Annotated in this window: 17 protein-coding genes; 7 read left to right on the forward strand and 10 right to left on the reverse strand. The window is 64.8% G+C overall.

Going from position 1 to position 19,798, the window contains the following annotated elements; translation table 11 throughout:
- Window positions 1-164: 164 nt before the first annotated feature.
- Window positions 165-1,073: a MarR family transcriptional regulator gene (locus PG898_RS10325; RefSeq protein ID WP_270824069.1), complete on the forward strand. Its 909-nt coding sequence runs from the start codon at window positions 165-167 to the stop codon at window positions 1,071-1,073.
- Window positions 1,074-1,177: 104 nt separating this feature from the next.
- Here the strand turns inward: PG898_RS10325 and PG898_RS10330 are convergent, their stop codons facing one another.
- The 3 genes from PG898_RS10330 to PG898_RS10340 form a co-directional block, all read right to left on the reverse strand.
- Window positions 1,178-2,128: a bile acid:sodium symporter family protein gene (locus tag PG898_RS10330; protein ID WP_270824070.1), complete on the reverse strand. Its 951-nt coding sequence runs from the start codon at window positions 2,126-2,128 to the stop codon at window positions 1,178-1,180.
- A 97-nt stretch (window positions 2,129-2,225) separates the two neighbouring features.
- A complete protein-coding gene (gene prfC / locus PG898_RS10335) occupies window positions 2,226-3,815 on the reverse strand; it encodes a peptide chain release factor 3 (protein ID WP_270824146.1) in 1,590 nt (529 codons plus the stop codon).
- Between the two features lie 250 nt (window positions 3,816-4,065).
- Window positions 4,066-5,940: a GGDEF domain-containing protein gene (locus PG898_RS10340; protein WP_270824071.1), complete on the reverse strand. Its 1,875-nt coding sequence runs from the start codon at window positions 5,938-5,940 to the stop codon at window positions 4,066-4,068.
- Window positions 5,941-6,128: 188 nt separating this feature from the next.
- Between PG898_RS10340 and PG898_RS10345 the strand changes: the two genes are divergently transcribed.
- Window positions 6,129-7,133, forward strand: a complete 1,005-nt coding sequence (locus tag PG898_RS10345) for a sensor domain-containing diguanylate cyclase (protein ID WP_182310406.1) — start codon at window positions 6,129-6,131, stop codon at window positions 7,131-7,133.
- A 24-nt stretch (window positions 7,134-7,157) separates the two neighbouring features.
- On the opposite strand, the gene viaA is transcribed toward PG898_RS10345, so the two are convergent.
- Window positions 7,158-8,612 carry an ATPase RavA stimulator ViaA gene (viaA, locus tag PG898_RS10350; protein ID WP_041206731.1) on the reverse strand — a complete coding sequence of 485 codons (1,455 nt, stop codon included), beginning with the start codon at window positions 8,610-8,612 and terminating at the stop codon, window positions 7,158-7,160.
- 88 nt (window positions 8,613-8,700) lie between these two features.
- Complete coding sequence (locus tag PG898_RS10355; protein WP_270824073.1) at window positions 8,701-10,308, reverse strand: ATPase RavA domain-containing protein; 1,608 nt, start codon at window positions 10,306-10,308, stop codon at window positions 8,701-8,703.
- Window positions 10,309-10,531: 223 nt separating this feature from the next.
- Between PG898_RS10355 and PG898_RS10360 the strand changes: the two genes are divergently transcribed.
- Complete coding sequence (locus PG898_RS10360) at window positions 10,532-10,966, forward strand: hypothetical protein (RefSeq protein WP_270824074.1); 435 nt, start codon at window positions 10,532-10,534, stop codon at window positions 10,964-10,966.
- 98 nt (window positions 10,967-11,064) lie between these two features.
- Window positions 11,065-11,514 (forward strand): ribosomal protein S18-alanine N-acetyltransferase, encoded by a 450-nt coding sequence (rimI, locus tag PG898_RS10365; protein ID WP_270824147.1) that lies wholly within the window; start codon window positions 11,065-11,067, stop codon window positions 11,512-11,514.
- A gap of 97 nt (window positions 11,515-11,611) precedes the next feature.
- On the opposite strand, the gene PG898_RS10370 is transcribed toward rimI, so the two are convergent.
- Entirely contained in the window at window positions 11,612-12,154 is a 543-nt protein-coding gene (locus PG898_RS10370; protein WP_270824076.1) for a hypothetical protein, read from the reverse strand.
- 180 nt (window positions 12,155-12,334) lie between these two features.
- On the opposite strand from PG898_RS10370, the gene PG898_RS10375 reads away from it, so the two are divergent.
- Complete coding sequence (locus tag PG898_RS10375) at window positions 12,335-14,125, forward strand: AMP-dependent synthetase/ligase (protein WP_270824078.1); 1,791 nt, start codon at window positions 12,335-12,337, stop codon at window positions 14,123-14,125.
- Window positions 14,126-14,200: 75 nt separating this feature from the next.
- On the opposite strand, the gene PG898_RS10380 is transcribed toward PG898_RS10375, so the two are convergent.
- The 4 genes from PG898_RS10380 to PG898_RS10395 form a co-directional block, all read right to left on the reverse strand.
- Window positions 14,201-15,415, reverse strand: coding sequence for an aldose 1-epimerase family protein (locus tag PG898_RS10380; RefSeq protein ID WP_270824080.1), 1,215 nt, complete (start codon window positions 15,413-15,415; stop codon window positions 14,201-14,203).
- A 236-nt stretch (window positions 15,416-15,651) separates the two neighbouring features.
- Window positions 15,652-16,344 carry an aspartate/glutamate racemase family protein gene (locus tag PG898_RS10385; RefSeq protein ID WP_270824081.1) on the reverse strand — a complete coding sequence of 231 codons (693 nt, stop codon included), beginning with the start codon at window positions 16,342-16,344 and terminating at the stop codon, window positions 15,652-15,654.
- Window positions 16,345-16,468: 124 nt separating this feature from the next.
- Window positions 16,469-17,059 carry a LysE family translocator gene (locus PG898_RS10390; RefSeq protein ID WP_262113686.1) on the reverse strand — a complete coding sequence of 197 codons (591 nt, stop codon included), beginning with the start codon at window positions 17,057-17,059 and terminating at the stop codon, window positions 16,469-16,471.
- Window positions 17,060-17,161: 102 nt separating this feature from the next.
- The gene (locus PG898_RS10395) at window positions 17,162-17,758 is read right to left on the reverse strand and encodes a LysE family translocator (RefSeq protein ID WP_106884898.1); all 597 of its coding nucleotides are present in this window, start codon (window positions 17,756-17,758) and stop codon (window positions 17,162-17,164) included.
- Window positions 17,759-17,874: 116 nt separating this feature from the next.
- Here PG898_RS10395 and PG898_RS10400 point away from each other — a divergent pair, with 116 nt between their 5' ends.
- Window positions 17,875-19,248: an aminotransferase-like domain-containing protein gene (locus PG898_RS10400; RefSeq protein ID WP_270824082.1), complete on the forward strand. Its 1,374-nt coding sequence runs from the start codon at window positions 17,875-17,877 to the stop codon at window positions 19,246-19,248.
- Between the two features lie 29 nt (window positions 19,249-19,277).
- Window positions 19,278-19,742: a hypothetical protein gene (locus PG898_RS10405; protein ID WP_270824083.1), complete on the forward strand. Its 465-nt coding sequence runs from the start codon at window positions 19,278-19,280 to the stop codon at window positions 19,740-19,742.
- Window positions 19,743-19,798 lie beyond the last annotated feature (56 nt).

A 19,798-nucleotide genomic window follows, 5' to 3' on the forward strand; every position in this document is an offset into this window, starting at 1 on the left:
GTTCCTGACCAAGGATGGGATCCGCGCACTGGCGCGGGTTTCCAATGTTTGGGCCCCTCTCCCGGGCCCTTTTTTGTGTCCGCCTTCTGGCTCATGAAATAGTTGTCATCAACAACCAGTTGGCTATATTGGTTGCAGGTAACAACGAGAAGGACACTCACAAGATGGATCCCCGCCCCCTGCGCGCCCTGTCACGGGAACTGGTACGCGAACTTGGCATGCTCTCCCAGCAGTGCGGCTCCCTGGCCCTCAGCCCCCTCGAGGCCCACCTGCTGATCGAGCTGGAGAATGGCCCCGCCACCAACCAGCAGCTCGCCGAGCAACTGCGCATCGACAAGTCCAACGCCAGCCGCCCCCTGGCCCGCCTCGCCGAGCGGGAGCTCATCGCCTGGCAGCCACACCCCTCGGACGGGCGCAGCAAGCAGGCGACCCTCACCGGACAGGGCAAGGCGCAGCTTGAGGAGCTGCACCGGCAGATGGATGAGGCCATGGCAGAGACCCTGGCCCAGCTCGCCCCCGAGGAGCGCGAACGGCTCTGGGAGGGCATGCGCCTCTATCGCAGCGCCCTCTCCCGCGCCCGCCGCCAGCAGGGCTATCGCATCAGGCCCATCGCCCCTGAGGACAATGCCGCCATCGCCGCCGTGGTGCGCGCCGTCTCCGCCGAATACGGCCTCACCGCCGACAAGGGCTACGGGGTGGCAGATCCCAATCTCGACTTCCTCCATGAGACCTATCAGGGCAAGCACAGCCGTTATTGGGTGATAGAGGGGCCGGACGGCGCCATCCTAGGCGGGGGCGGCATAGCCCCCCTGGCGGGTGAAGCCGGGACCTGCGAGCTGCAGAAGATGTACTTCCTGCCCGCCCTGCGCGGCCTGGGGCTGGGGCGGAGACTGGTGCTGCAGGCCCTGGCCGAGGCTCGCACGCTCGGTTACCAACGCTGCTATCTGGAGACCACGGCCGATCTGCGCGAGGCCACCAGCCTCTACGAGTCGCTGGGCTTCGTGCACCTGCCGGGGCCCCTTGGCTGCACCGGCCACGACGCCTGCGAGATCTGCATGGTGCTGGCGCTCTGAGTCGCCCCTGAGCCTGTCCCATCTCTTCTTCCCCTGTCACGGGAAGAGGGACAAAAAAGAGACCCCGCCGCAGCGGGGTCTCTTGCATGGAGCCAAAGCAGGCCTCAGTGATCCTTGACCACAGCCCCGGTTTGCCTCTCGGCGAGAAGCAGCGGCCGCCTGGCCCAGAAGCCGGCGAGCAGAGAGCCGGAGAGGTTGTGCCAGACCGAGAACAGGGTGCCCGCCACGGCGGAGGCCGGGGTGAAGAACTTCATTGCGAGCGCCGTGGCCAGCCCGGAGTTTTGCAGCCCCACCTCGAAGGCGATGGTGCGGCAGATGCGCTCATCGAAGCCAAGCCATCGGCTCATCCAGTAACCCGCCGTGATGCCTATGCCGTTATGGAGGATCACCGCCAGCGCCACTATGGGACCTATGGCGGCGAACTGGCCGGCATTGAGGGCCACGACGGTGGCGATGATCAGCACTATGGCCACCATGGAAACCAGCGGCAGCAGAGGCTCTAGCCTCGCGGTCAGGGAGTGCAGCCAGACGTTGGCCAGGACCCCGATGACCACCGGGATCAGCACTATCTTGAGCAGGCTCAACAGCATGTCCAGCACGGGGACATCGACGCTCTTGCCAGCCAGCAGTTGCACCAGCAGCGGGGTGATGATCACCCCAAGCAAGGTGGAGAGCGCCGTCATGGTGATGGAGAGGGCCACATCCCCCTTGGCGAGGTAGCACATCACGTTGGAGGAGGTGCCACCGGCGACGCTGCCCACCAGCACCATGCCCACGGTCAGCTCGGCATCGAAACCGAGCAGCAGGCTGATCAGCAGGGCCGCCAGCGGCATCACGCTGAACTGCAACACCAGTCCCAGTCCGATGGCCCTCTTGTTGTTTACCACGTCGAGGAAGTTGGCGGGGCGCAGGGTCAGCCCCATGGCCAGCATGATGATGGTGAGCAGCGGCACTATCTGGGTCTTGAGATCGACGAACAGCGCTGGCTGCCAGTAAGCCAGCACTGAAAACAGCAAGGCCCAGAGCGGGAAGAGGTTGGTAATGCGTCCAAGCATGGTGATCTCCTGATCTGAAATAGAACGCGGGCAAAAAAAAGAAGGCCCGCGAGGGCCTTCTTTTATATCAGCTTTTGCCGCCTGGGGGCGCGCGTTATCAGTGCTCGCGGGTCTGGCGGAACTGGACGTCCGGGTGACGCTCCTGGGACAGGCGCAGGTTGACCATGGTCGGGGCGATATAGGTGAGGTTGTCACCACCATCCAGGGCCAGGTTGACCTCGTTCTTGCGCTTGAACTCCTCGAACTTCTTGACGTCGGTCCCTTCCACCCAGCGGGCGGTGGAGACGTTGACCGCCTCGTAGATGGCCTCGACGTTGTACTCACTCTTGAGGCGGGAGACCACCACATCGAACTGCAGCACACCGACGGCGCCGACGATGAGATCGTTGCTGATGAGCGGACGGAACACCTGCACCGCCCCCTCTTCGGAGAGCTGCACCAGCCCCTTGAGCAGCTGCTTCTGCTTGAGCGGGTCGCGCAGGCGGATGCGGCGGAACAGTTCAGGGGCAAAGTTCGGGATGCCGGTGAACTTGAGATCCTCACCCTGGGTGAAGGTGTCACCGATCTGGATGGTACCGTGGTTGTGCAGCCCGATGATGTCACCGGCGCACGCCTCGACGGCCTGCTCACGGTCACCGGCCATGAAGGTGACGGCGTCGGAGATGTTCACATCCTTGCCGATGCGCACGTGGCGCATCTTCATGCCCTTGGAGTAGGTGCCGGATACGATGCGCATAAAGGCGATACGGTCGCGGTGTTTCGGATCCATGTTCGCCTGGATCTTGAACACGAAGCCGGAGAACTTCTCCTCGGTGGCCACCACTTCGCGGCTCTCGGCCTTGCGCGGCATGGGGGCCGGGGCCCAGTCGGTCAGGCCGTCCAGCATGTGGTCGACGCCGAAGTTACCCAGCGCCGTCCCGAAGAAGACAGGGGTCATCTCGCCGGCGATGAAGGTCTCGTGATCGAACTCCGGAGAGGCGCCCTGCACCAGCTCCAGTTCGCCGCGCAGTTGGGCGGCCAGATCTTCACCGATGGCGGCATCGAGATCCGGATTGTTCAACCCCTTGACCACCCGCTTCTCCTGGATGGTGTGGCCCTGACCGGTCTGATACAGATAGGTCTCATCCTTGTAGAGGTGGTAGACACCCTTGAAGGACTTGCCGCAGCCGATGGGCCAGGTGATGGGGGCGCACATGATCTTCAGCTCGCGCTCCACCTCGTCCATCACTTCCATGGGATCGCGCACTTCGCGGTCCAGCTTGTTCATGAAGGTGAGGATGGGGGTGTCCCGCAGCCGGGTCACTTCCATCAGCTTGCGGGTCCGATCTTCGACGCCCTTGGCGGCATCGATGACCATCAGGCAGCAATCCACAGCTGTGAGCGTACGATAGGTATCTTCGGAGAAGTCCTCGTGACCCGGGGTGTCGAGCAGGTTGACCAGACAGTCGGCATAGGGGAACTGCATCACGGACGTAGTGATGGAGATACCACGCTGCTTCTCCATCTCCATCCAGTCGGATTTGGCATGCTGGCCTGAGCCACGGCCCTTGACGGTACCGGCGCGCTGAATGGCCTGTCCGAACAGCAGGACTTTTTCGGTGATGGTGGTCTTACCCGCATCCGGGTGCGAGATGATCGCAAAAGTGCGTCTCTTGGAGACTTCACTCAGAAATTCAGCTGACATAATTCGACGTTCTTCTATTGAGCGGCGGCCTGGAGCCACCGTGGGAATAAATGCGGGACAGCACCTTGGGATCAGGGCTCCCATGCAGACAACGACGCCACGCAGCCGGGTCATGGAACCCGCAGGTGGAAAAAGGAGGAGCGCTGCGTTACATGGGCCTTCTCGCCTGAGTCAAAGCAAAATTGCGCGACATTATACCCGCGCGAGTGAAAAATACCCAGCCCGGCATGAGGGGCTGAAGGGCGGTTCGGGATCAGGCCGCCTTCACCACCCGGTTGCGCCCCGCCAGCTTGGCGGCGTACATGGCCTCGTCGGCCCGGCGGATCAGCTCCCCGAGATTGTCATCCTCTGCCCTGTACTCGGCACAGCCTATGCTGACGTGGATGGGGTGATCCGCAGGCACCCCCTCGATGACGAGGCGGGAGACGGCGAGCCGCACCCGCTCCGCCACCTCGGCCGCCTCCTCCAGACCGGTGTCGGGCAGCAGCACCAGAAACTCCTCCCCGCCGTTGCGCCCCACCCGATCCAGGCTGCGCACCTGCTCCTCGATGCACTGGGCCACGGCGGTCAGCACCCTATCCCCCACCTGGTGGCCGAGCCGGTCGTTGACCTTCTTGAAGTGATCGATGTCCAGCAACAGCACGCAAAGGGGCTTGCCGCTCGCGCGCGCCAGGGCGAACCATTTGCGCCCCTTGGCCTGGATCTGGCGCCGGTTGTGGATGCCCGTCAGCTCGTCCGTCATGGCGAGACGCTGCATCTTGCGGGTACGGCCCCGCTGGTGGATCACCAGTATCCCCATGACCAGCAGCAGCAGGGCCACCACCAGAAATTGCCAGTAGCGTCGCTCCTGCAACTGCTTGAACTTTTCGGCCTGCAACTGCTGCTGGGCTCTGAGGGTCTGGTTCTCCAGCTCCTTACGCGCCAGATCGAACTCGAAACGCATCTGCAGGGCCCGCTGTTCCCGCAGCCGCTGATCCAGTGCATGACGGGTCTGCACGAAGGCCTTGAGGCTGGCCAGGGCCTCCCCGACCCGTCCCTGACGCTCCAGCACCCGGGCGCGCACCTCGTGCACCCAGGCAAGGAAGCGCAGGTTCTGCTCCCGGGCAAAAATCGGCTCGGCCTCGTCCAGGTGTCGCAGCGCCTCGGCCGGTTTGCCCATGGCATCCTGCACGGTGGCCATGACGATGTGCCAATGGCCCAGAGTCACGCTGTCTGCCCCTTCCCCCCGATGCAGCAAGGTGGCGGCCTGTTCCAGCTTGGCCATGGCCTGCGCCGTCTTGCCCTGTTTGAGCAGGATGGTGGCCAGCTCTATCCTGCTCCAGGCCAGCACCCCGTCCTGCTGTTGCGCCTCATAGTAGCGCTCGGCCTCCACCATCAGCGGCAGCGCCTTGTCGTACTCTGCCGTGTCGATATAGAGCAGTCCCTGTTGGGTGTGGATATCTACCAGCCGCTCGACATCCCCCAGCGTCCGGTAGTCGTGCTCCAGCTCCTGGAAATAGCCCTCGGCCCGCTCGAAGAGCCCCATCCTGCGATAGGCATTGGCGATCCTGGCCAGCACCTCGCGCCCCTTGCTCTCCAGCCCCAGGGCCTCGTAGCGGCGATGGGCATCGATAAGCTCCATCAGCCCCTCGGCCAACTCCCCCTGGTAGGAGTACATCTCCCCCCGCAGGTTGAGGATGTCGGCCCGCTGCCGTTCATCCCCCAGCCTGCGCGCCAGGGTCAGGGCGGCGGCGTAGTCCAGCCTCGCCTCGTCCATGTTGCCGAGCAACTGCTGATGATAACCGCGGCAGGCGAGCAGGCCGCTCTCGGCGACCCTGTCCTTGCGGCCCCTCACCTCTGCCAGCGCCCGATCGGCAAACTGCACCGCGCGCAGGAACTCCTCGTCCCGCTCGCTCGGCTGGGCCCAGCACTGCAACCGGGCGATGCGTCCCTGCACCTCGGGCGGATAGGCATCGACATGGGCAACCAGGGCGGCGACACGGTCGCGAAACACTTGCAAGGGCGGAGCATCATCCTCCAGCTGCTGCAGCTCCCGAGACAATCCGGGCTCGCTCAGCCGGGGGGACACCGCGAAGGCGGGTGTCACCCCCAGCCATAACAGCAGGCTAACGCCCATCAGGATCTTCATGCTGATTCAGTCTCCCCGTTCGATGGCCCGGACGCCGTGCCCATCGCCTCAATCATATCCCTGCTTGCCATGGGCGCACAGCCACGGCATTCATTGCCGTGTCAGCGCTCACTCCCGCTATCTCATTCTTTACAGAAGGAAAGTCTGCATCGACTATAAGCGAACTGACACAAGGGAAGGGATGATGAATGACCTACGAGGAGCTGCGGGAGGCTTACGACAGGTTGTTGCTGGAGAACGAGCGCCTCAAACGCATCGCGGATGACGCACGGGAGAAGCTGGATGCCGCCATGGACGGTACCGGCCTGTGCATCTGGCAGAACCATGTTCCCACCGGCAAGCTCATCATCTTCAACCGGCGCTGGGGATCCATGCTCGGCTATCAGCCCAAGGAGCTGTCGGCCCACTTCGACACCTGGCGTGAACACCTGCACCCGGAAGACAGGGAGCGGGTGCTGCAGGCCTTCTTCGACCATCTGGAGGGCAAGAGCCCCTTCTATCAGGTGATGCACCGGATGATCGCCAAGGATGGCAAGACCACCTGGGTGCTGGACAGGGGTCGGGTGGTGGAATGGGATGAGCAGGGCAACCCGCTGCGGGTGATGGGCACCCACATCGACATCACCCACGAGAAGGAGTACGAGCAGCAGCTGGCCCAGCTCGCCCACCGGGATCCCCTCACCGGCCTGCTCAATCGCACCGCCCTGCACCGCCAGTTTCCGGGGGAGTACAGGGCCATCTGCTTCATCGATCTCGATGACTTCAAGCAGGTGAACGACAACTTGGGCCACCGCGCCGGCGACGAGCTGCTGGTGGCCCTCAGCCAGCGGCTGCGCCACTGCTGTTGTGAGGAGGTCAGACTGGGTCGGCTCGGGGGGGATGAGTTCGTGCTCTTGCTGCCCTGGCCGAGCGAGGATCCCCGCACCAGCCACCTGGCCCGTCAATGCATCGATGCCATCGCCACTCCGTTCGAGCTGCCCAATGGGGAGGCGGCCGTGGGCCTGAGCATGGGGATAGCGGCCATCCGGCCTCAGGATGATTTCAGCACGGCGCTGGCCCGGGCCGATCAGGCCATGTACCGGGTCAAACGTAGCGGCAAACGGGGATTTCATATCGCCCAGCCGAGCGGCCAACCGCTGCTGGATCAGGATCAGGTCAGCGAACGGGGTCTCTATCACAGGACCGGTATCTGACACCGGAGCGGCGCCAGCCCGTCCCTAGCTGCGTTGCCAGCGCCTGAGCAGGCGGCCACGCAGACCGCAGTCCAGCAGCCAGCTGTTGTCGAACACCCGCAGGATCGCCGATTTGGCGTGCCTGGACATGGCGACGGCGTGGAAGCGGGTCTGCTGCGCTCGCCGCCGGTTCATCCGATCGAGCAGGGCATGGGGCAGGCTCTGGGCGATGAAGTCGGAGATCACCAGCACATCGGCCCTGGCAAAATCCGGTTGCTCGAGCTGTACCAGCGCCTGCTCGAGGCAGGGCACCAGATCGGTGCCGCCGTGGAAACTCATGGAGAGGAAGCGTTCCGCCTTGTCCAGCCCGGTGTCGGCGGTGATCTCGAGGGTCGCCACCTCGGTGGAAAATAACATGAGATAGCAGCCCCGTTTCTCGTCCATCGCCACCTTGAGCAGCGCGAGGAACAGTGCCTTGGCGCACTCCTCCGGATAGCCCCCCATGGAGCCCGAGGTATCGACGCAGACGATGAAGGGTCCCCGCGGCTGCACCTCCTGCCCGCCCTGCTCCGGGGAGCGCTGCATCAGGCGCTGGCGCGGCAAGGTGCCCCGCGACTGATAACTCAGCAGGCGCCGCTCCAGATAGCGGCGATAGAACTCCAGTTCCAGCTCCGGCAGGGCCAGCATCACGGCCTCGCTCGGCAAGAGACGCATCAGATCGCTGGCCGGGTGCACCCCCACCAGATCGTCAGGCACGTCGTCGGTCTGCACCTCTTCCAGCTCGTGCATGGGCACAGGGGGCAGCGTCCGGGCGTCGGTCCGCCGATCCCGCTCGCTGCGCCCCAGCAGGGCCGCGATCTCCCCCAGCAGGGGTTCGCGCTGCAACATGCGGGCATATTGTTGCACCAGCACCAGGCTGCGTTTGTGCCAGCTGCCCTGGGCCAGATCCCAGAGTCCCCCGGCGGAGATCTGGTGCGGATCCAGGGCATCGGCCAGGGTCCGGTTCGCCAGCAGCTGATCCTCTATCTCCTGGCGCTGCTTCTCCCGCTCCGCTTCGGCGATCTGCTGCTGCAACTGCAGCAGGCTGCCCACCAGGCTGGCCCGCCACTTCTCCACGAACAGCTGACGCAGCCCCTCGGTCGGCTGCACCATGATCTGGCGCACCAGGCTGCGGGCATCACCAGCAAAGGGGCTGTGCTGCTCCAGCGCCTCCAGCAGGGCCGGCAGCCGCCCCACCAGCTCGGGCAGGGGCAGCAATCTGTGGGCCTGATAGAGCAGGTACTCCTGCTCCAGCGCCACCGGCACCGGCTTGTGGCGCATCTCCTCGCCGAGCTGCTCGCTCCAGGTCTGGATGCGTTTTTTCAGCAGCTTGCCCTGCAGCGGGGAGCGTTTGAGGAATTCGGAGATCTTGGGGGTGGACGCCAGCAGCAGCGCCATCTCCCCCGCCAGCTCCCCCTCACCGATGAGGAGCCCCAGATCCATCATGCCGATCTCTAGCATGGGCACTCCCCACGCAAGGGACGCATGGCGACATCCTGCGGGTACGACAGGCGGCTCATCTCATGGGCCAGCATCAGTTCGGACAGCATCAGGCATCGAGCCTGGGCAGGCGATCCCGCCACTGCTTCAGCTCCTCGCCCAGCCGTTCCAGGTCACGGTTCAGCACGAAGAAGCTGTCCTCCACCTGGCGCAGCCAGTGCTCCCCGACAAACAGGTGGGGCTGGTGACGATCGAACAGGCTGCGCTGCCCCTTGAGGCTCTGCTGCACCCGGACAACCTGGCTCGCCAGCTCACCGAGCTCGGTCTGCCAGGGGGCCGTCACCACCTCGGGGATGGGGGTTCGCTCCACCAGCACCAGGGGCACGGGCTGGCGCTGGACATCCAGCACCTGCAGCCGCAACTGCTCGTCGAGCACCAGCTCGTAGTGTCCCTCCTTGAGGTTGCCAAGGGGCCAGCCCACCAGCGCCTCCCCGGTGGGGTGCCAGTGGGAGAGCAGGGTGCGATCGAAGGTGAGGGTCTCGGTCAGACGCTTGGGATCCCCGCCATCCAGAGGAGCCGGGGTGAGCAGGTGGAAGTGCACCTGCTTGCCGAACGGTTTGGCGTTGGCCAGCGGCAACTCGGTGCCGCGGGCGCGGCGGCCAAACCACTGCTTGCGCTTGACCGCCTTGCAGCCGAGGCGCTGGGCGACGGCCCCCTTGAGCTGTTTGAATCGCTCGCGCAGGGCCAGCAGCTCACGGGTCAGCACCAGTTGCTGGTAACCGTAGAGGCGGGAGAACTCGCCGATCATCTCCAGCAAGGCGGCGCGGGAAGCCTCATCGTGCCAGAGGCAATCCTTGAACAGCAGCAGATCCAGCGGCGCCACTTCGTCGCGGCCGTTGAAGAAGGCGCTCGCCTTGATGAGTCTGACCGCCTTCTTCCAGCGCCGATCCGACACATAGCAGCCGTGACCGAGCTGGCTGTCGAGCTGCTGGCGCAGCTGATAGATGAGCTCGAAACAGGCGTCGGGCAGGCGCACCTGCTCGATCTCCGCCTGCCAGGCCTCGTACTCCTCCCCCCGGATCTGCACCGAGGGCGTCAGGTTCTGGTGGGATTGGCCATCGCTCGCCAGCATGGCCTGGAAGTTGGATTTCTCCTGCACCCTGTCCATCCAGATCCGCACCAGCATGCGATCGTAGAGCGCCTCCAACCCGCTGTCCGGGGCGGGCAGCTCGTTCGATGCGGTCACCAGCAGACGCATGGGAATGGGATGCTGGCTGTCGCCGTTGCGGAACTGCCGCTCGTTGATGGCGGTGAGCAGGGTGTTGAGGATGGCCGGGCCCGCCTTCCAAATCTCGTCGAGAAACACCACCTCGGCTTCCGGCAGGTAGCCGTGAGTCAGCCTCAGGTACTTGCCATCCTCCTTGAGCGCCTGGATCGAGAGAGGGCCGAACACCTCCTCCGGCGTGCTGAAGCGGGTCATCAGGTATTCGAAGTGGCGGGCATCGTGAAAGGCGAGCTTGAGGCGCCGCGCGATCAGGCTCTTGGCGATGCCCGGGGGGCCCAGCAGGAAGACGCTCTCGCCACTCAAGGCCGCCAGCAGGCCGAGCCGCAGGGCGTCCTGGCGCTCATACAGCCCCTCCCCGAGGGCGGCCAGCAGCCGTGGCAGGCGCTCATGGATGGGGGTGGCACGAACAGTATTCTGGGCTAAAGGCGGCATAGGCACAGTTCCGAAGCTGGTATGGTCATAGTGTCCACGGGGTCCGGCCTCTGGCCCCGCCTCACTGTCATGGTCTGTTGAATCTGGTCATCCCGCGGTCGGGGTCGGGATCGCACGGCCCCGGCGGGACAATCCCGGCACGCAAGGGGGTGCAGCAAAACCTGCGAGAGTGTACTCTGCGCATCAGAATTTACCCCAATGCAGATCAAGAGTGAGCCTTCGCATGCAAGATCCCCTGCTGGACCCACTGCGTCAGCGCATCCTGGCCCGGATGGGCATCCCCCTCTGGCAACTGAGAGCCAGGGACCTGCCAGACCAACCGGCAGACGCTGGGGCAACCCGGCAGCCGCAGGTGACCCCGGCGGCAGCGGATGCGGCGACCCCACGCCAGCCGGTGGCGGTGCCGACCGGCAAGCTGTGGCTGCAGGCCGAGGCACTGCCCGCGCCCTCCTTGCTCGGGGATATCTGCCAGTGGCTCGGCATAGGCACGGACGAGGTCTCCTTGCTCGGCGAGCTGCCCGAGGGGGTGACGCCTCCTCTGCTCTGGCTGACGGCGCCGGATCCGCGCTGGCCCCATGCCCTCATCTGCCCGCTCAAGCCAGGCGCGGCGCACAAGCGCGCCCTGTGGCAGCAGTGCCGGCAGCGCCAGCCCGGTTGAACCGGCCAGCCGCCAAGATCCTTGAAGCCACGACCATGGCATGACCATGCCGTCCGTCGCAAGTCCGAATCCCGTCCGGAGTAACCATGTCTGACCTCTTGCCCAGCTTTCGTCCCCTGCTCGAATCCGATTTCGATGCCATCTATCCCATAGAGCGGGCCGCCCACCAGGAGCCCTGGAGTCAGGCCAACCTGCTCTCCTGCTTCGGGCCGCGCTATCTCAACGGCCTGATGCTGGTGGAGGGGCGTCCCGCCGGTTTCTATATCTCGGATCTGGTGGCGGGAGACAGCTCGCTGATGAACATCTGCGTGCACCCCGAGTTTCAGGGCAAGGGGCTGGGTCGGGCGCTGTTGAAAGAGTATCTGGGCCGCAGCAAGGCGAAGGGGGCCGAGGCCTGGTTTCTGGAGGTACGGGCGGGCAACCGCACCGCCATCGGCCTCTACGAGAGCGAGGGGTTTGCCGAGTATTGCCGCCGCGCCGACTACTACGGCACCGGCCAGGATCGGGAAGACGCCGTGCTGATGTCCCGCCTGTTCGACTTCGGCTGATCCCCCTCGGCTTGGGTCAGAAGGCCATCCACAACGGACAAGGGGGCCGTGCAGCCCCCTTGTCGTGTCTACCCTCATCCCGCTCCCCAGTCGCCCCTCAGGGCAGGGGGGCATTGTCGATGGCGGGATCCTCCAGGCTGAGGGTAACCCTCAGCACCGCCTCGAAGGCAGCCCCCGAGAGCGGCATGAAGAAGCCGCGCCCGTAGGTGACGCCAGGCATCCAGATCTGCTGGATATCCACCGCCACCTTGATGGGCCTAAGCGGCTCTCCCGGTCGCTGCACATAGATGCCGGGCGCGGTCGCCACCTGGGGGAAGCGCCGCAGTATGTGCTCGCTGCCATCCCCCGCATCCGGGTTGAGCCGTACCTTGGCCAGCCCCGCCAGGGCGGATTGCATCTCGGGGGCGCGCCACAGCTCGTTATTGAGCGCCTTGCAGCGTCGGCATTTGGCGCGCTCTATCACGTAGAGCAAGGGGTATCCTTCGCTCAGCGCCAGCCGCTGCGCCTGCTCATAACCCTCGGCCCCGCTCAGCCAGGGGTTGTCCTGCGCCCCTGATCCGCCAAGGACAAACCAGAGTGCACCGGCTCCCGCCAGCAGCAACAACATGCCCGTCAACAGACTCTTGACCCCGATCCCCATGGCGCTACTCCCTGAATGAATCCGACCCTTGTCCTTATCATGCCTGACTCTCCCCGAGTTGACGACTTTGTGATCCAGGACAAATGGCGCACACTTGTAAGCTGTAATGTTAGAGTTTAAACTCCAGCCCCGATTTTAGTGCCCCTGCGGGCGCACAACTGTTACTTGAGGATGATTTAGATGTCGCAGCTTCATCTGGTTAGAGTGATGCGTGAGCGTATTGCCCGCCTTGGCAACAAGGCCGCCCTGCGCGTCCAGCAGGATGGCCAATGGCGCGCCATCGGCTGGCGTACCCTGGGCCAGGCCATGGACTACTGCGCCCAGGCGCTGATCCGCGCCGGCCACCAGCCCACCGAGATGGTCGGCCTCTATGCCCGCAACATGCCGGAGTGGACTCAGGCCGATCTCGGCATCCTCGCCGCCCGTGGCGTCAGCGTGCCCATCTACCCCACCAGCACGCTCGAACAACTGCGCTACATCATAAAGGACGCCGGCATCAAGCTGCTGTTCGTGGGGGAGCAGCCCCAGTTCGATCAGGCGCTCCTGCTGCTCAAGAGTGGCGAGATCAACCAGATAGTCACCCTTGACGGCACCGTCGATCTGCGCGGCTGCGAGCAGGCTAGCCACTTCCAGACCTTCCTGGTCTCCGGCAACCATCAGCCCAGCGAGCAGGCGCTGAGGGAGCGCGAGCAGCACTACCGCATGGATGATCTGCTGACCCTGATCTACACCTCGGGCACCACGGGTGAACCCAAGGGGGTCATGCTCGACTTCAACAACATCGCCGCTTGTTTCGAGATGCACGACCGCCGCCTGGATCTTGGCGAGCAGGATGTCTCCCTCTGCATGCTGCCGCTCAGCCACGTGTTCGAGCGCGCCTGGAGCTACTACGTGCTCTATTGCGGCGCCGAGAACGTCTATATCCGCGATCCGCAGAAGGTGATGGAAGTGATTGGCGAGGTGCAGCCCACAGTGATGTGCGCCGTACCGCGCCTCTACGAGAAGGCCTACGCCATGATCCAGGCCAAAGTTGCCCAGGCACCGCGCCTGCGCCGCGCCCTGTTCGGCTGGGCCACCGGGGTCGGCAAGCGGATGGTCGCCACCCGCCAGGCCGGCAAGTCCGCCTCCCCCCTGCTTTACCTGCAGCTGGCCCTGGCCGAGCGGCTGGTGTTTCGCAAGCTGCGTGCGCGCTTCGGCGGCCGCACCCGCTTCCTGCCGGTGGCAGGCGCTCGCCTCGCGGACGACGTCAACCTCTTCTTCCAGGCCATGGGGCTCAACCTCAAGTACGGCTACGGCATGACAGAGACCACGGCCACCGTCTGCTGCTACGAAGACAGCCAGTTCAAGCTGGGTTCCATCGGCACCGTCATGGACGGTATCGAGGTCAAACTCGGCGAGAACAACGAGCTGCTGGTGCGCTCACCGACAGTGATGCGCGGCTACTACAACAAGCCGGACGCCACCGCCGAGGTGATGACGACCGATGGCTTCCTGCGTACCGGCGATGCCGGCGAGCTCGACGACCAGGGCAACATCTACTTCACCGAGCGCCTCAAGGAGCTGATGAAGACCTCCAACGGCAAGTACGTGGCCCCGCAACTGGTAGAGGGGACCCTCGGCAAGGATCGCTTCATCGAGCAGATCGCCATCGTCGCCGATGCCCGCCACTTCGTCTCGGCGCTGATCGTCCCCTGCTTCGAGTCCCTGGAGGAGTATGCCCGCTCCATCAACCTGCAGTACCAGTGCAAGACCGAGCTGCTGCGCCACTCCAAGGTGGTGGAGTTCTTCGAGGCACGGATTGCTGACTTGCAAAAAGAGCTGGCCAAGTTTGAGCAGGTGAAGAAGTTCACCCTGCTGCCGAGCGCCTTCTCCATGGAGCTCGGGGAGATCACCCCCACCATGAAGCTGCGCCGCAAGATCATCGAATCCAAGTACCAGAGCGAGATCGAGGCCATGTACAGCCATGTCTGAGTCCAGCCACGGCTGATCCCTCATCTGGCATGAAAAAGCCGCTCATGGAGCGGCTTTTTGCTGTCTACCTGCCACTCAGGGCAGCTTGACCAGGGGTTGCTCGCGCAGCTCGGTGGGACGGCCGGCCTGGATCTTGTCCACCTGGGCCAGGGCCTGCTTCACCTCCTCCCCATTGCGCAGCAGGCGATAGGTCAGGTCGAAGGTCTTGGTCTCCCCCGGCTGGATCTTGGGTACCAGCCCCAGCGGGCGCTGGTACTTGGTGCTGTAGGCATAGCTGGTACCGGGCTCTATGCCGGTCACATAGCCCTGGGCCCGGGTGTCTGTGTTCTTCCAGAGCGTCAGCACAGGTAACTGTTTGGTGTTGTAACCCACCGCCACCCCGGCGCTGCCCGCCCGGTTGTTCAGCACCGCCAGGGTGTTGCCCTCGGCATCGCTGTAGGGCACCAGGTTGAACACCATCTCGTCGAAGCCCTTGGTGGGCCCCAGATAGGTTTGCCAGCCCTTGAGTCCCGCCTTGGCGTAGTCGTTGAACGGAGAGATCTGCTTCACCGGCGTGCTGACATGTGCCCCCTCCTCCAGGATCGGCGCCCCGAAGTTGCCGTGATAGATGATCTGGTACTCGTTCTCGTAGTCCGCGTGGTTGGTCAGCTTGTCCTGCAGGGCAAATTCCGCCTGACCGGGTACCACGCTCAGCTGGGTCCAGGTGACCAGCTCGCTCATCTTGAAGGTGCGCTCGTCCACCCGGCCCCGCACGTGGATGGCGTAGGGCGGCTCCTCGTCCACTGTCACGCTGACCACGGACGCCGGTATGTTCTGCACCCGGCCGTGCAGGCTCTTGAGGCGGCCGTCGTCATCCACCCCGGGGTGACCGGTCCACTCGTAGCCGCAGCGCACCAACATCTCGTTGAAGCCATCGAGCCAGCCCAGACCGGCGCGACTCTCCAGATCGATGAAGGCCGGGTTGACCACCTCCTTGACCGGGGAATCCCAACCCAGGCGCAGATCGGCCCCCTTGACCTCCTTGATCCCCATGCCACGGGTCGGCACCAGGGTGATCTTCATCACCCCGTTGTCGACGATGAGCAGATCCACCCCCTCCTGACGCCCGCCGTGCAGGCGTTTCTTCTCGATGGAGAAGGGTACCGGGCTCTTGATCCCCAGCTTGTCGCTGGTGATCTTCCAGTCCCCCACATCCAGTCCCTGCTGGGCGTCGGTCAGCAAGAATTCGGCGGCCTGGCCAGAACTCGCGCCCAGGGCGAGCAGCACGGCAATGGAGAGTTTCTTCAACATGGCTTTATCCTCGTGTCTCTTGTTTTTGGTGATAGCTGAATCGTTTCAGTGATCGAAACCTAGGCGTCCGACGCGTCGGACTCAAGGGACAAAAGGAGGAAATGTGAGCCGTTTGACAATAAAAGCGTCAATCGGCTTGCTGAAGTGAAGGCTGACTCACAGTCAGGATCGGGGAGGATGACGGCAAGAGGAGGGGAGACGCCGCAGCGCCTCCACGGATTCTGTCTCTCTCTTCCCTACTCCAGCGCCCACGCCACGGCGGCGTCGGCATGAATGGCGGTAGTGTCGTAGAGCGGCACGGCGGCCTGGCACTCCCCCACCAGCAGGGCGATTTCGGTGCAGCCCAGGATCACGGCCTGAGCCCCGGCCTGGGCCAGCTCGGCGATGATGGCCAGGTATTCGGCCCGCGACGGCTCATGGATCTGCCCCAGACAGAGCTCGTCATAGATGATGCGATGCACCCGCTCCCGCGCAGCCTCCTGCGGCACCAGCACCTCCAGCCCGAACAGCTCTTGCAGCCGCCCCTTGTAGAAATCCTGCTCCATGGTGAAGCGGGTACCGAGCAAGCCGACCCGGGTCACCCCGTCGGCCTGCAGACGGCGGGCGGTGGCGTCGGCGATGTGCAGCAGCGGGATCTCGATGGCGGCGGCGATCTCGGGGGCCACCTTGTGCATGGTGTTGGTGCCTATCAGCAGGAAATCGGCGCCACCGGCCTGGAGTGCGCGGGCCTCGGCCGCCAGCAGACGGGCGGTGGCGGGCCAGTCACCGGCATGTTGCAGCCGCTCTATCTCGGCAAAATCGACGCTATTGAGCAACACCCGCGCCGAATGCAGGCCGCCGAGCCGCGCCCGCACGCCTCGGTTGAGCGCCTGGTAGTAGCTGACGGTGGACTCCCAGCTCATGCCACCCAGCAGACCGATACATTTCATAAAACCTCCTTGCCACCATGCTGGCACTGGACGGCGCGAGCGTCATGCCGCGCCGCCGGGGAAACAAAAAAGGCCCCGAAGGGCCAACAAGACAGCCGGTAAAGGCTCAGGCTCAGGCCAAGGCCTAAATCCAGATCATCAGCACGCAGGCCGCCGTGGCGATCCCCATGCCGAGGTTAAAGCGACGCCAGCCTTTGGCGGTGCGGATGAGGCGGCGCACCTGGGCACCAAACAGCACCCAGAAGGCCCCGGTATAGAGGCCGGTCACGAAGAAGATGCCGAGCACCCAGCCGGCGGACGGCCAGTAAGCCTCCCCCGCCAGGGTAAAGCCGCTGATGGCGGAGAGCGCCATCATCCAGGCCTTGGGGTTGAGCAACTGCAACATGGCCCCCTGATGGGCCGGGATAAGCGGCCTACTGCCATCCGCCGGGCCGCTGGCGGTGGCCACCTTCCAGGCCAGCCAGAGCAGGTAGGCCGAGCCCACCAGCTTGAGGCCGTCGTGCAGCAGCGGCACCTTCTCGAACACCACCCCCAGCCCCAGGGCCGTGGCCAGGATCATCAGGTTGATGCCTCCTACCACACCCACCAGCAGGGGGATGGAGCGGCGAAACCCCTGAGCGGCCCCGGCGCTGGTGAGCAGCATGTTGTTGGGGCCAGGGGTGCCACAGGTGATCAGGGCAAAGCCCGCCAGGGGAAACAACCAGTTCAGATCCATCTCAACCTCATTCAGATACGGCAAGCCTCCTAATATGCAGAGCCAGCGCCCTGACGACAAGGTCAGCAATGCATTTTCTTTGCATGAATAATCAGGCTGTCATTAATACCAGAGCATCACCACGCACAGGGCGGTGAGCGCGCCCAGGCTGCCATTGAGACGGCGCCAGCCTCTGTCCGAGTTGATCCAGCGGCTGAGCTGATGACCGAACAGCACCCAGGCGAAGCAGACCGGCAGCCCCGCCATGGGGAAAACGGACATGATGCCCCACATACTCGCCCAGTAGTCGCTCCCCGGCAGGCTGAACAGACTGATGGCGGAGATCCCCATCATCCAGGCCTTGGGGTTGAGGAACTGAAAGCCCAGGCCTTCCAGCAGGGTCAGCGGGCGGGCGCGCCTCGCCGGATCGCCGGGGGCACCGGCCACGGCGATGCGCCAGGCCAGCCACAGCAGATAAAGACTGCCCAGCACCTGCAGGCTCAGCTTGAGCAGGGGCCAGCGCTCGAACAGCGGATAGAAACCGAGCGCCAGCACCAGTTGCAGCACCGGCTGGCCCACCACCACACCTATCAGGTGCGGCAGGGTGCGGCGCACCCCGAAGTTGGCACCGGATGCCGTCAACATCAGATTGTTGGGCCCCGGGGTGCCGCAGGTGAGCAGGGCGAAGCCAAACAGGGTGGCATACCATTCAATGGTCATGAGGTGACTCCTTTCTTGCCACATTGTATCGGTACAATGTGAGCTATCGGGTTGTTAACAGGCTGATTATCACGCTATATTGGGGACAATATTGGATCAATGGATTTATTGTCACCATGACAATCTGGACACCCGACCTCACCCCCTTCGAGGGCCCCCTCTACCTGAAACTGGTCAAGGCCATCGAGCAGGCCATTGCCGATGGCGCCCTGCCTCCCCAGACCCGGCTGCCCACCCACAGGGCGCTGGCGGACCGGCTGGGAGTGACTGTGGGCACCATCACCCGCGCCTACACCGAAGCCGAGCGGCGGGGTCTGCTGGCGGCCAGGGTGGGTCATGGCACCTGGGTCAGGGCCGCGGCGGATCCCGCCAACGAATGGGTGATCCGCAACGAGGACAACCAGCGCATCGAGCTGTGGCAGAACTTGCCGGTGCAGCTGGACAGGGCCGCCATCATCAAACCCATGCTGACCGAGCTGGCGGACGGGGATCTCAACGGGTTGCTGGGCTATGACAAGGAGGCCGGGCGTGCCCCGCAGCGCCAGCTGTTCGTCGACTGGCTCGCCGAGCAGGGCATCCGGGGGAGCGAGGACAGGCTGCTGTTCAGCCATGGCGCCCAGCACGGCATCATGCTGGCCCTGCTGGCCACCGGCTGCGTGGGGGAGACTATCTTCTGTGAGGGGCTCAGCTACCCCGGCATGCTGGGCAATGCGCGCCAGCTGAAGAATCAGGTGATGGGGCTGGCGATGGACGAGGAGGGGCTGATCCCCGCCGCCCTGGAGGCCGCCTGTCGCCAGCGGCGGGCCAAGCTGCTCTACCTGACCCCCACCCTGCAAAACCCCACCACGGCCACCATGAGCCTGGCGCGGCGAGAGGAGATAGTCGCCATCGCACGCCGCCATGATCTGCTGATCGTCGAGGATGACGTCAACGGCCTGCTGCCCGAGGTCTCGCTCCCGCCTCTGGTCAATCTGGCGCCGGAGCGGGTCATCTACCTCGGCAGCCTGGCCAAGATCGCCTGCGGCGGCCTGCGGGTCGGCTTCGTGCTGGCTCCCCCCGCCCTTCGCAACGGCTTCGCCCAGGCGATGCGGCTGTCGAGCTGGATGGTGAGCCCTCTGCTCATCGAGCTGGCCTGCAAGCTGGTGAGCCAGCACCAGATCATGCCGCTCATCGAGCAGCAGAGACGGGTCCTGGCGCGTCGGGGAGAGCTGCTGCGCCACCTGCTGCCGGGGGCTCGCTGGCAGCCGGGCTCCATGCACGCCTGGCTGCCGCTGCCCGAGCCCTGGCGCAGTCAGGAGTTCGCCGAGGCGGCCAACGCCCTTGACGTCGGGGTCGCGAGCGGAGAACACTTTGCCGCCGGCCAGTTTGCCGCCCCGCAAGGGGTGCGCCTGAGCCTGAGCCAGCCCGCCACCGACGCCCGGGTCGCCGAGGGGCTGGAGCGCCTCGCCGGGCTGCTGCGCGCGGCGCCGCCCACCAATCCCCTGCTATAGTCAGTGGCCCTGATCCCGAAGGAGTGACCATGCTGCCCGTCCGCCCCGCCCTGCTGCTCATGACCCTGTTGCTGGGGGGCTGCGCCTCGCCCAGCCATCAGCAGCTGGGTGCGGCGCTGAGCGGGCTGGAGGGGGAGTTGCAGCGGCTGGAGGAGGAGCTCGCCGCCATGAACGGGCTCCACTATCAGAGGGCCATCGACGCCCCCCTGACCCTGCGCCGCTACCTGAGTGTTCCCTCCCCCACGGCGGAGGGCCTGGTGCCCGCCCAGAGCCAGCTGCAGGACGGCCCCCTGCTGCGCTATGACTACCGCCTGCCGGCGTCCATGACCCGGCTGCCCACGGACAACCCCTGCCTGCGCTACGAGTTCGAGCTGCGCCACCTCGGTCGTCTCGGCCAACTCGAGCTCGCCTGGCAGGGGCACGGGCAGCAGGGCAATCGGCTCATCCGTCAGCGCGACTGTCCCTTCTCGGCCAAGGGACCCGGTTTGCAGTAGGGTCCCGCCCTCATCCCGGCCTGCGGCAAGGCCTGACCGGATGAAGACCCCCGCCC

The organism is Aeromonas sp. QDB31 (assembly GCF_027707605.1).
Taxonomy (GTDB): Bacteria; Pseudomonadota; Gammaproteobacteria; order Enterobacterales; family Aeromonadaceae; genus Aeromonas; species Aeromonas media.

Bases quoted from the DNA above. Each gene is read 5' to 3' on its own strand.
- PG898_RS10325 (WP_270824069.1), top strand. From the start codon at position 165: ATGGATCCCCGCCCCCTGCGCGCCCTGTCACGGGAACTGGTACGCGAA.
- PG898_RS10330 (WP_270824070.1), bottom strand. From the start codon at position 2,128: ATGCTTGGACGCATTACCAACCTCTTCCCGCTCTGGGCCTTGCTGTTT.
- PG898_RS10340 (WP_270824071.1), bottom strand. From the start codon at position 5,940: ATGAAGATCCTGATGGGCGTTAGCCTGCTGTTATGGCTGGGGGTGACA.
- PG898_RS10345 (WP_182310406.1), top strand. From the start codon at position 6,129: ATGACCTACGAGGAGCTGCGGGAGGCTTACGACAGGTTGTTGCTGGAG.
- viaA (WP_041206731.1), bottom strand. From the start codon at position 8,612: ATGCTAGAGATCGGCATGATGGATCTGGGGCTCCTCATCGGTGAGGGG.
- PG898_RS10355 (WP_270824073.1), bottom strand. From the start codon at position 10,308: ATGCCGCCTTTAGCCCAGAATACTGTTCGTGCCACCCCCATCCATGAG.
- PG898_RS10360 (WP_270824074.1), top strand. From the start codon at position 10,532: ATGCAAGATCCCCTGCTGGACCCACTGCGTCAGCGCATCCTGGCCCGG.
- PG898_RS10370 (WP_270824076.1), bottom strand. From the start codon at position 12,154: ATGGGGATCGGGGTCAAGAGTCTGTTGACGGGCATGTTGTTGCTGCTG.
- PG898_RS10375 (WP_270824078.1), top strand. From the start codon at position 12,335: ATGTCGCAGCTTCATCTGGTTAGAGTGATGCGTGAGCGTATTGCCCGC.
- PG898_RS10380 (WP_270824080.1), bottom strand. From the start codon at position 15,415: ATGTTGAAGAAACTCTCCATTGCCGTGCTGCTCGCCCTGGGCGCGAGT.
- PG898_RS10385 (WP_270824081.1), bottom strand. From the start codon at position 16,344: ATGAAATGTATCGGTCTGCTGGGTGGCATGAGCTGGGAGTCCACCGTC.
- PG898_RS10390 (WP_262113686.1), bottom strand. From the start codon at position 17,059: ATGGATCTGAACTGGTTGTTTCCCCTGGCGGGCTTTGCCCTGATCACC.
- PG898_RS10395 (WP_106884898.1), bottom strand. From the start codon at position 17,758: ATGACCATTGAATGGTATGCCACCCTGTTTGGCTTCGCCCTGCTCACC.
- PG898_RS10400 (WP_270824082.1), top strand. From the start codon at position 17,875: ATGACAATCTGGACACCCGACCTCACCCCCTTCGAGGGCCCCCTCTAC.
- PG898_RS10405 (WP_270824083.1), top strand. From the start codon at position 19,278: ATGCTGCCCGTCCGCCCCGCCCTGCTGCTCATGACCCTGTTGCTGGGG.